Source organism: Austwickia chelonae NBRC 105200 (assembly GCF_000298175.1).
Classification (GTDB): Bacteria; Actinomycetota; Actinomycetes; order Actinomycetales; family Dermatophilaceae; genus Austwickia; species Austwickia chelonae.
On the sequence record NZ_BAGZ01000008.1, the window covers coordinates 137852 to 150978 of the forward strand.

Consider the following 13127-nt stretch of genomic DNA (forward strand, 5'->3'; position numbering starts at 1 on the left):
GGACCCAGGTCCTCCGTCCTGAGCTGCCCCGCCACGATGCCGGTGCCCGATTCCCTTCTCGGACACCGGCATACGGTCATCTGCCGGCGGGTCCGTCCTCGATCTCACCCTCCACGTCCAGGTAGACCTCACGCAGACGATCCATGAGCTCCGGATCGGGTTCCTCCCACAACCCCCGGTCCGCGGCCTCGTGCAAACGCTCCACCATGGAATGCAGGGCCCACGGATTCGCCTCCCGCAGGAACTCCTGATTGGTCTCGTCCAGGACGTACTCCTGCGCCAAGGACTCGTACATCCAGTCCTGGACGACCCCGGCAGTCGCATCGAAACCGAACAGGTAGTCGACCGTTGCCGCCATCTCGAAGGCACCCTTGTACCCGTGGCGACGCATCGCCGCCAGCCAGCGCGGATTCACCACCCGGGAACGGAACACCCGGGAGGTCTCCTCCGCCAGCGAACGAGTCCGGATCGCCTCCGGCGCAGTGGAATCCCCAACATAGGCGCGAGGGCTCTCCCCGGTCAGCGAACGCACCGTCGCGATCATCCCGCCGTGGTACTGGAAATAGTCGTCGGAATCGGCGATGTCATGCTCACGGGTGTCCACATTCTTCGCCGCGACCTGGATCCGCCGGTACGCCGTCTCCATGTCACCACGCGCCGGAGCCCCGTCCAGATCCCGCCCGTAGGCATAACCACCCCACGTGGCGTACACCTCGGCGATATCGGCATCCCCCCGCCAACTCCCGGACTCGACCAACTGCAGGATGCCCGCACCGTAGGTCCCCGGCTTGCTCCCGAAGATCCGCGTCGTGGCCCGCCGCCGATCACCGTGCGAACCCTCCACCGCCAGATCGGCCTCCACATGGGCCCGCACATAGTTGTCCTGCTCGGACTCCTCCAGACCGGCGACCAGCCGCACCGCATCGTCCAACAACGCGATGACATGCGGAAAAGCATCCCGGAAGAAACCAGAGATCCGCACGGTCACGTCGATCCGCGGACGGCCCAACTCGGACAACGGGATCGGCTCCATACCGACAACCCGACGCGAGGCCTCGTCCCACACCGGCCGCACCCCCAACAACGCCAACACCTCGGCGACATCGTCCCCGGACGTCCGCATCGCCGACGTACCCCACACCGACAGACCCACCGAACGCGGATACGAACCCGTCTCCCGCACATGCCGGGCGCACAGATCGTCGGCCAACGCCTGACCGGTGTCCCACGCCAACCGCGACGGAATGGCCTTCGGATCCACCGTGTAGAAATTACGACCCGTCGGCAGGACGTTCACCAACCCCCGCAGCGGCGAACCCGACGGCCCCGCCGGCACATAACCACCGCTCAGAGCATGCAGGACCGCAGAGATCTCCCCGCCCGTCCCGGCCAACCGAGGCACCACCTCCCGGCAGGCGAAACGCAAGGACGCCTCCACCGCCGCCACATCCGCCGCCGCGAAAACCTCCGCCAACACCGGATCGGACGCACACGCCGCCGCCAGATGCTCCCGCACGTAGCCGCCCAGATCCTCCTCCGACCAGCCGACAGCAGCCAACCCGCCGACCAGGATCCGAGTGAAGGACTCCACCCGGTCGGCCAACGCATGCCCCACACCGAACTCGTCCAACCCCAGCGCCGTCCGCAGACCCGGCACCGGCTCGGACCCCCCGGTGAACACCTGCTGCGCCCGCAGGATCGCCAACACCAGGTTCACCAGGGCATCCCCCCGAGGCTCCTGCCCCAACACGTGCAGGCCGTCCCGGATCTGCGCATCCTTCACCTCGCACAACCAGCCGTCGACATGCATCACGAACTCGTCGAAGGCATCACCGTCATCGACCGACATGTCCTCGACCCCGAGATCCTGATGCAGCTTCGCCGCCTGGATGAGCGTCCAGATCTGCGCGCGCAACGCCGGAGCCTTGGCCGGGTCCATCACCGAGACATTGCCGTACTCGTCGAGGAGCTGCTCCAGACGGGCGATGTCGCCATAACTCTCCGCCCGGGCCATCGGCGGGACCAGATGATCGATGATCGTGGCATGCGCGCGCCGTTTGGCCTGCGAGCCTTCCCCGGGGTCGTTGACCAGGAAGGGGTAGATCACCGGCAGGTCGCCCAGTGCGGCATCCGGCCCGCACCCGGAGGACAGGGCGAGGGTCTTCCCGGGAAGCCACTCCAGGTTGCCGTGCTTGCCCAGGTGGACGACGGCGTGTGCGCCGAACTCCTCCGCCACCCACCGGTAGGTGGCGATGTAGTGGTGGGTCGGTGCCAGATCGGGGTCGTGGTAGATCGCGATGGGGTTCTCCCCGAAACCGCGCGGCGGCTGCACGAGGACGACGACATTCCCGGCCTGCAGGGTGGCCGACACGATCTGCCCGTCGGGGTCGGCGGCCACCGCGGCGGGGGAACGGTCGACGAAGAGATCACCAGGCGCCTCGCCCCACGCCTCGACCATGTCCTCCCGGAGCCCGGCGGGCAGGTCGGCGAACCAGCGACGGTAGGTGGCCGCGTCGATCCGGACGGGCTGCCCGGCGAGCTGGTCGGAGGTCAACCAGTCCTCGTCCTGGCCACCGGCGGCGATGAGCGCGTGGATGAGGTCGTTGCCCGCCGCGGTGTCCGGGGCGTCCGCGTCGACATATGCGGCTTCGTCCACCCCGGGGATGTCCCCGGGCGAGCCCAGGTCGTACCCGGCGTCGCGCAGGGCCCGCAGCAGACGCACCAGGGAGACCGGGGTGTCCAGTCCGACGGCGTTCCCGATCCGGGAATGCTTGGTGGGATAGGCCGACAGGACCACGGCGACCCGCCGCTGCCCCACCGGGACATGCCGTAACCGGGCGTAGCCCAGAGCGATCCCGGCCACCCGGGCGCACCGCTCCGGATCGGCCACATACCGAGGCAGGTCGTCCTCGTCGAACTCCTTGAAGGAGAAAGCCACCGAGATGATCCGCCCGTCGAACTCGGGGACGGCCACCTGCGTCGCCACGTCGAGGGGGCTCATCCCGTCGTCGGCCTCCGACCAGGACGACCGATCCCAGGTGAGGCACAACCCCTGGATGACCGGGACATCTAGCGCGGCCAGGGCCTGCACATCCCAGGCGTCGTCGTCGCCACCTGCGCTCGCGGTGGCCGGCCGGGTGCCCCCCGCGGCGAGCACCGTGGTGATCAACGCGTCATAACCGCCCAGGTGGGCGAGCAGGTCGTCCGGGGCCCCGCGCAGCGAGGTCACGAACACCGGCACACCGATCCCACCGGCCGCGTCCACGGCATCGGCCAGGGCGTGCACATAGGCGTCGTTCCCGGCGGCGTACTGGGCCCGGTAGAACAGGATGCCCACCCGGGGCCGGACCGACCCCTCGGGCGGCGCGGACGGCTCGGGCCGGGCCAGCGCACCCCAGGAGGCCTGCTCGGCCGGCGCGGCGAAACCCTCCCCGGTGAGCAGCAGGGTGTCCGACAGGAAGGCGTGCAGCTGCCCCAGGTTGTCCGGCCCGCCGTAGGCCAGGTACCGGTGGGCCTCCTGGACCACCCCGGCAGGGACGGTCGACATCTCCATCAGCGCGGCATCGGGGGACTGCTCACCACCCACCACGATCAGACGCACCCCCGGACGTTCCCGGACGGCCCGCACGGCCTCCAACAACTCCGGCGGGGTGCCCAGGATCCGCACGACGACGATCTGCGCCTGCTCCACGGCCCCGGCCAGGACCACCTCGGCGGACCGGGAGGGATCGGCGCCGGGACGGGCCGGATTGGCGTACAGGTAGTCGGCGCCGCAGGCGCGCGCGGACAGCAGGTCGGTGTCGGACGTGGACAGCAGCGCGATGCGCGTCATGGTGCTCCTTCGGGGTCGTCCGCCCCTGGGTCGGGCGTGCACCGGCGGGTGCACGCGAGGGAGGTCACGTCACGGCGAGTTCCTGACTTGCCCGCACCTGGCGGCGGCGGGTTCACAGTGGCGGGACCGTCCCGGGTTCTCACCGGGGTTCCTCGACCGTCGACGCCGGGGTCAGGCTACCCGTCCTCGGCTCCGGGATGTGTCACCGGACCGGGGGGTGAGGCGTGGACGTCCTGCCCCGCACGGTGAACGGAACCTCCGCGGCGGCCCCGAGGACATTAGGGTGGGTGAGCTGCCCACCCGCCGATCCCTGGAGGCCACCACCGATGCCAGCCACCGCCGTTCCCCGCCACGAGGTGCCGGTCGACCGTTGCCCCGGTCTGGTCCGCCCCTACGCCTCGAACGACGGGTCGATCGTGCGCCTGCGCACCGGGGGAGTGGCCGTCGACCTGGACATCCTCGGGGAGATCGTCGCGTTGGCCCGCGAGTACGGGGACGGGACGGTGCAGCTCACCAGTCGGGGAGCCCTGCAGATCCGGGCGCTGCCCGACCCGCTGCCCGGCGAGCTCACCGACCGGGTCGCCGCCACCGGCATCATCCCCGCGCCGTCCCACGAACTCGTCCGCAACATCATCGCCAGCCCGCTGAACGGCTTCGACACCCGCGGGAAGGCCGACATCCGTCCCCTGGTCGCCGCCTACGACGAGATCCTGCGTTCCCGGCCGGCGACCTCCGCACTGCCCGGACGGTTCCTCGTCGCCTTCGACGACGGACGCGGCGACGTCCTCGCCGAACAGTTCGACCTGGCCTACCGGGCGATCGACCCGACCCGGGGCATCGTCCACGCCGGGGACCGGTTCCACGGCCGTGAAGTCGCCGCCGCCGATGCCCCCGGCGTGATGGTCGACCTCGCCGAAGCCTTCCTGGACGCCCGCGCCGGTCTCGACCCCAGCCCCTGGCACATCCGCGAACTGCCCACCCCGCTGCTCGACCCGATCGACGAGATCCCCGCCGTCGTCTCCGCCCCGGCCGGTGCGGACCGTGAGCCGAGCGCACGTCTCCCGCTGGGTGCCGTCGGCCGCCACCTCGTCGTCGGGGTCCCGCTCGGGCTGCTCACCTGCGCACAGTTCGAGGCCCTGACCGAGGCCGCCCGACACACCGGGGCCCGCCATGTCGTCGTCACCCCCTGGCGGAGCATCGTCGTCCCCGAGGGCGCGGACCACCGGGAGACCTTCGCCGCCGCCGACCTGGCCGTCGACCAGGACTCGCCGTGGGCGCGCCTGGCCGCCTGCACCGGCGCACCCGGCTGTGCCCGGGCCGAACTGGACACCCGGACCTTCACCCGGCGACTCGCCGACCACCTCGACGGAACAGGACCCCTGGTCTACATCAGCGCCTGCGAACGACGTTGCGGCGCACCTGCGGAGGACTACGTCGACCTGCTCCGCCCCGGCACGGTCGAAGAAGCGCTCGCCCGGCCCGGCGTGGTCCGGCACGGCTGACCGACCCCGCCACCCACCCGAGGAGGAAGACCGATGACCCCGCCCGAGGACCTGACCCCGCCGACGCCCCGCTACGACTACTGCCGGGACGGCCGGGAGATCTACACCCGATCCTTCGCGACCATCCGCGCCGAGGCCGCCCTCGACGGGCTCCCGGAGAACGCCCGCACCGTGGCCGTCCGGATGATGCACGCCTCCGGTGACGTCGACCTGATCGGCGACCTCGCCTTCCACCCCCACGTCGTGGCCGCTGCCCGCGGTGCCCTCACCGCAGGCGCCCCCATCTTCGTCGACTCCCACATGGTCGACGCCGGGATCACCCGGGCGCGGCTGCCCCGGGACAACCAGGTGATCTGCACCCTGCGCGACCCCCGCACGAAAGAACTCGCCGAGGCCTGGGGCACCACCCGGGCCGCCGCCGCCGTCTCCCTGTGGGGGCCACGCCTCCAGGGCGCCGTCGTCGCCATCGGGAATGCCCCCACCGCACTCTTCCACCTGCTGGAGATGATCGCCGACGGCGGGCCCCGCCCGGCTGCGATCGTCGGCATCCCGGTCGGTTTCATCGGTTCCGCAGAGAGCAAGACCGCGCTCGCCGAGAACCCGTACGGGGTTCCCTGGCTGGTGGTCCACGGTCGTCGTGGCGGTTCGGCCTTGGCGGCGTCCGCGGTCAATGCTCTCGCCCGTCCGGAGGAGATCCTGTGAACGCGGTGGCGCCCGGACGGCTGTGGGGTGTCGGTGTCGGCCCGGGTGATCCTGAACTGGTCACGGTGAAAGCGGCCCGGATCATCACGGCCGCGGATGTGGTGGCTTACCATTCCGGGCCGAGCGGGCGTTCCGGGGCGAGGGCCATCGCCGACGCCTATCTGCGTGAGGGGCAGATCGAGGAACTGATGATGTACCCGGTGACCACTGGCACCACCGATCATCCCGGCGGGTATTACGGCGCCATCGAGGACTTCTACGACACGTGGGCTGCCCGCTTGGCAGAGCATCTCGCTGCGGGCCGGGATGTCGTGGTGCTCGCCGAGGGCGACCCCATGTTCTACGGCTCGTACATGTACCTGCACGACCGACTCGCCGACCGGTTCACCGCCCAGGTGGTTCCCGGGGTGACCTCGGTGGCCGGGTCGACCGCTGCCGTGGCCACCGGGTTGTGTCGTCATGAGGACGTGTTGACGGTGTTGCCGGGCACGCTTCCGGTGCCTGAGCTGGCTCGCCGTCTGGCCGACACCGACGCCGCTGTCGTCATGAAACTGGGCCGTACCTTCCCCGGCGTGGTGGAGGCATTGCGTCAGGCCGGTCGGCTCGACGACGCCTGGTACGTGGAGTTCGCGACCCGGGATGCTCAACGGGTGTTGCCGGTCTCGGCGGTCGATCCCGCTGAGGTGCCTTATATGGCGATGGTGGTGATGGTCGGGCACGACGTGCGTGCCGATGCGGCGGGGCGGGCCGCCGAGCAACTGGCGTTGGCGGCGGCGGGGCGTCCGCCGGTGGACCAGGGCCCGGCGGAACTGCTGGTTGTCGGGTTGGGTCCCGGACCGGACCGGTGGCTCACCCCGGAGGTCTCTGCCGCGTTGGCGGAGGTCTCCCACGTGGTCGGTTACGCGCCGTACGTGGATCGGGTGCCGCAGCGGGTCGGGTTGACCCGGCACGCCAGCGGGAACACCGTCGAGGTCGACCGGGCCCGGTTGGCCTTGGACCTGGCGTTGGCCGGTGAGAGGGTCGCGGTGGTCTCCGGCGGGGACGCCGGGGTGTTCGGCATGGCTTCGGCGGTTTTCGAGGCTGCGGAGGGCACCGCGGCGGACGGGACGCCGTACAGCCGGGTGCCGGTGCGGGTGTTGCCGGGGGTGACGGCCGCGCAGGCTGTCGCGGCCCGAGCCGGTGCCCCGTTGGGTGGCGATTACGCGGTGATCTCGTTGTCGGACCGGCTGAAACCGTGGGCGGTCGTGGAGGAGCGGCTGCGGGCGGTGAGCCGGGCCGATCTGGTGGTGGCGATCTACAATCCGGCGTCGCGGACGCGCACCGAGCAGATCGTCCGCGCCCATGAGGTGTTGTCGGCCGAGCGGGGTGCGGACTGCGTCGTCGTGGTGGGTCGGGATGTGGGCCGGGCCGAGGAATCGCTCACGGTGACCACTTTGGGTGCTCTGGACCCGCGCAGTATCGACATGAAGTGTTTGCTCGTCGTGGGTGCTCGGGGCACGGTGGTCGACGCTGCCGGGCGGGCGTGGACGAAACGTTTCGTCCCGGCCCCGGTTGCGGGCACGAGTACTTCTCTCCTGGAAACGGACTGAGCCTTCATCGTTTTCCTCGCACGGTGTTCGCGTGCGGAGGTCGTTCGGGAACAGGGCAGGGATTCTGATCTCTGTCCTGAACCGATCGATTCGACATTACTGAACGGCGATGTTCTCTTTGGTCGAAGGCTGTCGGTATCGCCGAAGAAGGGTCTCCAAAAAATTCTCGGAGGAAGCCGTGCCGGTGGGGTGAATCCGAGGCAGCATCAGTGCGAAAAGAATAAATACGAGAGTGGCTCCGTTGTAAGCCCAGGTTAAATATTGATACCAGGAGTGCTGGCCCCATCCGGTCAGGAGGACAAAAGCCACGCTCATGAACCCCATGATTCCCCAGACGCCAGCTATGGTCCTCAGGAGGAATGTCCCGACGACGGTGATCACAAGGCAAGTAACGGCAGTGATCAGGGGGAGATGGGGGACGCTGGTGCTGCTGGTCCCCAGGGAAGCTTTCTCGAACGGGGCATAGACCGACGGGTCCAAAAAATATGGTGTGAAAATAAGTAAGGCAGATAGGGTGCCGGCAGGAATGGCGCCGAACATCATGGTCTTTGCTCCAAAGTGTCGCCACAGCAACGCGATCAACGGCAATGCCACGACGGCATAAATGAAGCGATAAGAAAAGGCTAGGGCGAAGAGTAGCGACATCGCAATATAGGCAGACATCCACCAGCGACTGAGATGAGATTTTCGGGCTAGCAGGTAGACACATGTGCCCGATATGGCCAAGGCGGCCCCATTCAGCCATCCGTCGGATTGGATGCTGATTTCCAGGCGCATCGCGGGGCTGAATATCAGGAGGGCTCCACTGATGAATCCGGCTCGTGGCCCGCACAGCACGGCCAAGAAGATCATGGTCATCAATAACCAGGTCAATCCTTGCCAGTAGAGGTCCCCATGGAGGGTGGCGAATGGCCCGGCCAGGATGATTCCGCCCAGCATGGGGCTAATCGTGTTGTCGAGCTGCGTGTGTCGATAGTAGGGATTCTTTCCGGCGACGAGCTCTTCCCATCCGTACTGGAGGGCTGTGGCGCGGTCTGTGACCGGGGCGTAATGGCTCACATAGGCTCGATATATGTAATAAGCCGAAGCCATGACCACGATGATCCCCAGGATCGACAACAGGTCAATCCAGATATTCTCACGCTTTACGTTGAATAGTATCAATGCAATGGAAAAAGCTATGACACTCAAAACCACGGTAATTCCGGGGCTCCAAAAAGGGTTTCCCATGGGGCCAAGGTTCCAGGAATCGCCCCCGCCCCTGGAGAGATATCCGATGGGGAGCCAGCTCAATAATGCGTAGACCAGGGATAGTGGGACGATCTTGATCGGGTGCCATCGATGAATTGTCCACCCGGCGCCCCTTCTCCGTGAATAGCCCAACTCGGTGAATTTTTCATCCGTCGGACGGACAGAGGCGAGGTTCATCAACTTTCTCCCTATTTTTCGGGTCGCCGCATTGAATGCAATCCTTTTGCATGAATTGGGATTATTTTCCGGTTCGGTCACCGGGGACTTTAGCGAAGCGGTCTGATCACTTCCGACAGTTGAACATTCCTTGGTCAAGTCGTTATTAAATAGAGATTTTTGGGGTCCGTTCCCTGTCTCTCTATATGCGGGCAGCTCCCGGCCTCCGATGGGTGGGCTGGGCTGAATGTGCTGATGACAGTGCATTGAGTGAGGGCGCAGAGTGCATCATTGATCAGGTCGCATCATTCACTCCGTCACGGAGTTCTGGATTCATCATCTTTATTCAAGCGAGGCGGCCTAAAAATGTGGCGAATGCGGTGTGGCTCGAAGCGGCGGCCAGCCCCCGCAACCGAGCAAACAGACCGATGAACAGCCGACGCCACCAGATAAAGCGCCGACCGGCCCGCATCGCTCCTGCAGCAATGAGCGCTCCGTCCGGCCGCCACGCTCCGAGAACGTCCCAGGGAAGGCGACATCGATCACCGATGACGACTCGGAACGAGCCGTCACTCATCCGGACGTATCAGTACGTCCGGATGACATGGAGGCCGCTCGGTCTCGACCCGGCCACTCGACGAAATCTCGAGGACGACCCCGAAAGCAGATTCGGAAAGAACACAGCGAGAAAACCGACACGAACAGCCTGTACGCGCCCTTTGACCGCCACCTACTCTGGGCTGAAGGGCACAGCATCCACCGAAAGACCATCAGTGGAGGAACCATGAGCTCACCCACCTCTGATCCGCACGGCCATCCTGGACCGAGCAGCCAGTCAGATTTCCACGGACCGTATCCGCAGACCGGCACACCCGGTCAGTACTGGGCTTCCACCGGCGGATACGACGCTCCCGGCGCAGGGCCGCAGGACTACGTTCCACCCCGCCCCGGGGCACCCCGGCAGGTGACCGCTCAAGACCGGACGACGGCGACACTCACCCATCTGACGCCCCTCCTCGCGATGCTGTTCACCGTCGGTTGGCTGTCCTTCGCCGGTCCGCTGATCATGTGGGCCGTCCACAAGGACAACAACGACTTCGTCCGACGGTCGGCCGCCGCCGCCTTCAACTTCAACCTGTCGATGTGGCTGCTGGGCGTCATCGGATGGGTCTGCGTGTTGACATTGCTGCTGATCCCGGTCGGTGTGCCGCTGCTACTGTTCGCCTTCTTCGTCCAGATCATCCTGCACATCGTCGCCGCCGTCCGCGCCAACCAGGGCGAGATCTACCGGTATCCGATGCAATTCCTGAACGTGCTCTCCTGACCCCGGACGGACGGAACGTGTACGGTCGTCGGCGGGCGTAGCCGACCCGTGCCGCGACGCCGGGAACTCACCCCGGGAATCTACGCATCACCAGACGCGGACGCCCCGAAGCGACCGCGTCGGTCTGCCCCACGACCACGAAACCCACCTTCTCGAACATCGCCCGCGTGCCCACGAAAGCCATCGTCACGTCGATCCGGCCACCCTCGGCATCCACCGGGTAGGCCTCCACCGCAGGAGCACCGTGCCCGAAAGCATGTGCGACCGCGCCTGCCAACAGGTCGGTCGTGTACCCGCGCCGCCGATACCCGCCACGGATCACCGTGCAGATGACGCTCCACACCGGAAGATCATCGACCGGGAGAATCCGCGACGAAGCCACCAACTTGGGTATGTCGGCACGCGGGCCGACATGACACCAACCGACCGGTTCACCGTCGACATAACCGACCACGCCCGGCGCCACGGGCCGCTCGCACAAAGCCCGCATCGCCCGCTCCCGGTCGCCACCGCCCACAGCGCGGACATCACCGGCCCGCAACCGGTGCACCACACACCAACAATGCGTCGACCTGCGGTTCGGATTGACCACATCGGCGAAATCATCGAATCGCTCCGGGGTCAACGGGAAGGTCTCGAAGGCCATACCCCCATCAAGGCATGACGGCACGGAGGCCGCCACCGGGAAGGCCTCCGCCACCGGTTCAGCCCTCCCGCGGCGCGACGGTCCGGCACCGGTCGGAATACAGGTGCGACTCGACGAAACCCTCCGCATCCAACGCCCAACCGACGATGACGACCGCAGCCTGACGCAGACCCTCCGCCTCGACCTGATCGGCGATATCGGCCAAGGTGCCCCGCAACACCAACTCGTCAGGCTGCTCCGCCCGCGAGACCACCGCCACCGGACAGTCCGCCCCGTACGGCCTGACCAACTCCCCGGCGAGCCGACGCACATGCCGGATCGACAGATGCAGCACCAACGTGGCCCGGGTCTCCGCGAAAGCAGCCAAGGACTCCCGCTCCGGCATCTGGGTGGACACCTTGTGCGTCCGGGTGAGCACCACGCTCTGCGTCACCTCCGGAACCGTCAACTCCCGGGAGAGCAATGCCGCCGCTGCCGCATAAGCAGGCACCCCCGGAGTGACATCCCACGGGACCCCGGCCCGGTCCAACCGCCGCCCCTGCTCGGCCACCGCCGAATAGATCGACGGATCACCCGAACACAGCCGGGCCACATCCAACCCCCGCCCGTGGGCATCCACCAGGACCGCCGTGATCTGATCCAGGTCCAGCCCCTGCGTGTCGACCAGCTCGACACCCTCCGGGCAATGACCCAACACATCCTCGGTGACATAGGTACCGGCGTACAGACACACCGGGGAAGCCGCCAACAAGCGCACCGCCCGCACCGTCAACAGATCGGCCGCGCCCGGCCCCGCACCGATGAAATGGACGGTCATGCGTTCTCCTCACAGGAAGGGCCGGCCGACCCGGACGGAACAGGCTTCACCGTGCTCCACTGCACGACGGTGCGGGACGGCGACCAGCCGATATAACTGCCGATCGGTTCAGCAGTCTCCACGGCGATCCGGGCCAGATCCCCACCCCAACGACGATAGGACGACACCGCCAGGGCCTCGGTCTCCGCAGTGACCCCGTGGACGACCACACGGCCCCCCGGGCGCACCGCGGCGTACGCGGCCTCGACGATCTCCTCCCGGGCACCGCCCCCGATGAAAACCGCATCCGGGGCCTGCGCCGCCAACTCGGGAGCCGACCGGGCCCCCAACAGGACATCGGCGACCGCCGCATGCACCACCGTCACCTGCCCGCCCACCCCCAACCGGTCGACATTGCGCAGGATGCGGGCGAAACGATCCGGATGGCGCTCCACCGACACCACCCGGTTACGAGGATGCACCCGGGCCCACTCGATGCCGACCGAACCGGCACCGGCACCCAGATCCCACAACAAGGCCCCCGGAGTAGGTGCCAGATGGGCGAGCGCCGTCGCCCGGATATGTCTCTTCGTGAGCTGACCGTCGTTCTCGAAGGCGTCGTCCGGCAGACCGGGAACCACCGAACGTACCGGCGCACCCGGGGCAGGACGCGCCTCCACCGTGAGCAGACACAACGCCGGCAACCCCTCGGGCGGGCAGAACGCCCACCGGTCGGCATCACCCTCCACCCGCGACTCGTCCGGACCACCCAACCGACCCCACACCGTCAACCGGCTCGGACCGTACCCCTCCTCGACGGCGATCCGGGCGATCCGGGCGACATCGTCCGGACCGGAGAGCAGGACCACCAGCCGGGCGCCCGGAGCCAGATCACGACGCAACCGGCCCAAGTCGCGGCCGACCACGGTGACCACCTCGCAACTCTCCGCCGACCACCCCTGACGGGCCCGGGCCAGAGCCGCCGAGGACACCCCAGGATGGATACGCACCGACCCGGCCCCCAACAGGTCGACCAAAGTGCTGCCGACACCGGACACCAACGGGTCCCCACTGGCCAGAACGACCACCCGGCGACCCTCGACATCACGCAACAGATCAGGCAGACCGGCACGCAACGGGCTGGGCCACGGGCATCGCACCGCGCGATGCCCCTCGGGCAACAACTCCAGGTGACGCGGGCCACCGAGGACGACCTCGGCCCCGTCGATCAGCACACGTTCCGGAGACCCCTCGGAGGGCAGACCACCGGCCCCCACACCCACGACATCGATCACGCTGGTCGACCTTACCGGCAAGAACGTCGGCACG

At 67.6% G+C, this 13127-nt stretch carries 9 protein-coding genes and 1 riboswitch; of the genes, 4 read left to right on the forward strand and 5 right to left on the reverse strand.

Annotated elements, in window-relative coordinates; all coding sequences use genetic code 11:
• Positions 1-76: 76 nt before the first annotated feature.
• Positions 77-3832 carry a cobaltochelatase subunit CobN gene (gene cobN / locus AUCHE_RS07305; protein WP_006502640.1) on the reverse strand — a complete coding sequence of 1252 codons (3756 nt, stop codon included), beginning with the start codon at positions 3830-3832 and terminating at the stop codon, positions 77-79.
• A 56-nt stretch (positions 3833-3888) separates the two neighbouring features.
• A riboswitch (cobalamin riboswitch) is annotated at positions 3889-4017 on the reverse strand.
• 141 nt (positions 4018-4158) lie between these two features.
• On the opposite strand from cobN, the gene AUCHE_RS07310 reads away from it, so the two are divergent.
• Genes AUCHE_RS07310 through AUCHE_RS07320 form a run of 3 tightly spaced genes read left to right on the forward strand, consistent with a single transcriptional unit; the run spans position 4159 to position 7625 of the window.
• Positions 4159-5334 carry a precorrin-3B synthase gene (locus AUCHE_RS07310; RefSeq protein ID WP_006502641.1) on the forward strand — a complete coding sequence of 392 codons (1176 nt, stop codon included), beginning with the start codon at positions 4159-4161 and terminating at the stop codon, positions 5332-5334.
• Positions 5335-5367: 33 nt separating this feature from the next.
• Complete coding sequence (locus AUCHE_RS07315) at positions 5368-6036, forward strand: precorrin-8X methylmutase (protein ID WP_006502642.1); 669 nt, start codon at positions 5368-5370, stop codon at positions 6034-6036.
• The gene (locus AUCHE_RS07320) at positions 6033-7625 is read left to right on the forward strand and encodes a precorrin-2 C(20)-methyltransferase (RefSeq protein ID WP_006502643.1); all 1593 of its coding nucleotides are present in this window, start codon (positions 6033-6035) and stop codon (positions 7623-7625) included. The genes AUCHE_RS07315 and AUCHE_RS07320 overlap by 4 nt, the downstream gene beginning before the upstream one ends.
• 96 nt (positions 7626-7721) lie before the next feature.
• Here the strand turns inward: AUCHE_RS07320 and AUCHE_RS07325 are convergent, their stop codons facing one another.
• Complete coding sequence (locus AUCHE_RS07325; RefSeq protein ID WP_143114763.1) at positions 7722-9134, reverse strand: hypothetical protein; 1413 nt, start codon at positions 9132-9134, stop codon at positions 7722-7724.
• A gap of 682 nt (positions 9135-9816) precedes the next feature.
• Between AUCHE_RS07325 and AUCHE_RS07330 the strand changes: the two genes are divergently transcribed.
• Complete coding sequence (locus AUCHE_RS07330; protein WP_006502645.1) at positions 9817-10356, forward strand: DUF4870 domain-containing protein; 540 nt, start codon at positions 9817-9819, stop codon at positions 10354-10356.
• Positions 10357-10423: 67 nt separating this feature from the next.
• Here AUCHE_RS07330 and AUCHE_RS07335 read toward each other — a convergent pair whose 3' ends face one another.
• The 3 genes from AUCHE_RS07335 to AUCHE_RS07345 are packed head-to-tail and all read right to left on the reverse strand — an operon-like array spanning position 10424 to position 13093.
• Positions 10424-11002, reverse strand: coding sequence for a GNAT family N-acetyltransferase (locus tag AUCHE_RS07335; RefSeq protein WP_006502646.1), 579 nt, complete (start codon positions 11000-11002; stop codon positions 10424-10426).
• A 58-nt stretch (positions 11003-11060) separates the two neighbouring features.
• On the reverse strand, positions 11061-11819 hold the full coding sequence (gene cobM / locus AUCHE_RS07340; protein WP_006502647.1) for a precorrin-4 C(11)-methyltransferase: 759 nt from the start codon (positions 11817-11819) through the stop codon (positions 11061-11063).
• Positions 11816-13093 (reverse strand): bifunctional cobalt-precorrin-7 (C(5))-methyltransferase/cobalt-precorrin-6B (C(15))-methyltransferase, encoded by a 1278-nt coding sequence (locus AUCHE_RS07345; protein WP_006502648.1) that lies wholly within the window; start codon positions 13091-13093, stop codon positions 11816-11818. The genes cobM and AUCHE_RS07345 overlap by 4 nt, the downstream gene beginning before the upstream one ends.
• Between the last annotated feature and the right edge of the window lie 34 nt (positions 13094-13127).

Bases quoted from the DNA above. Each gene is read 5' to 3' on its own strand.
- AUCHE_RS07330 (WP_006502645.1), top strand. From the start codon at position 9,817: ATGAGCTCACCCACCTCTGATCCGCACGGCCATCCTGGACCGAGCAGC.
- cobM (WP_006502647.1), bottom strand. From the start codon at position 11,819: ATGACCGTCCATTTCATCGGTGCGGGGCCGGGCGCGGCCGATCTGTTG.
- AUCHE_RS07335 (WP_006502646.1), bottom strand. From the start codon at position 11,002: ATGGCCTTCGAGACCTTCCCGTTGACCCCGGAGCGATTCGATGATTTC.
- AUCHE_RS07315 (WP_006502642.1), top strand. From the start codon at position 5,368: ATGACCCCGCCCGAGGACCTGACCCCGCCGACGCCCCGCTACGACTAC.
- cobN (WP_006502640.1), bottom strand. From the start codon at position 3,832: ATGACGCGCATCGCGCTGCTGTCCACGTCCGACACCGACCTGCTGTCC.
- AUCHE_RS07310 (WP_006502641.1), top strand. From the start codon at position 4,159: ATGCCAGCCACCGCCGTTCCCCGCCACGAGGTGCCGGTCGACCGTTGC.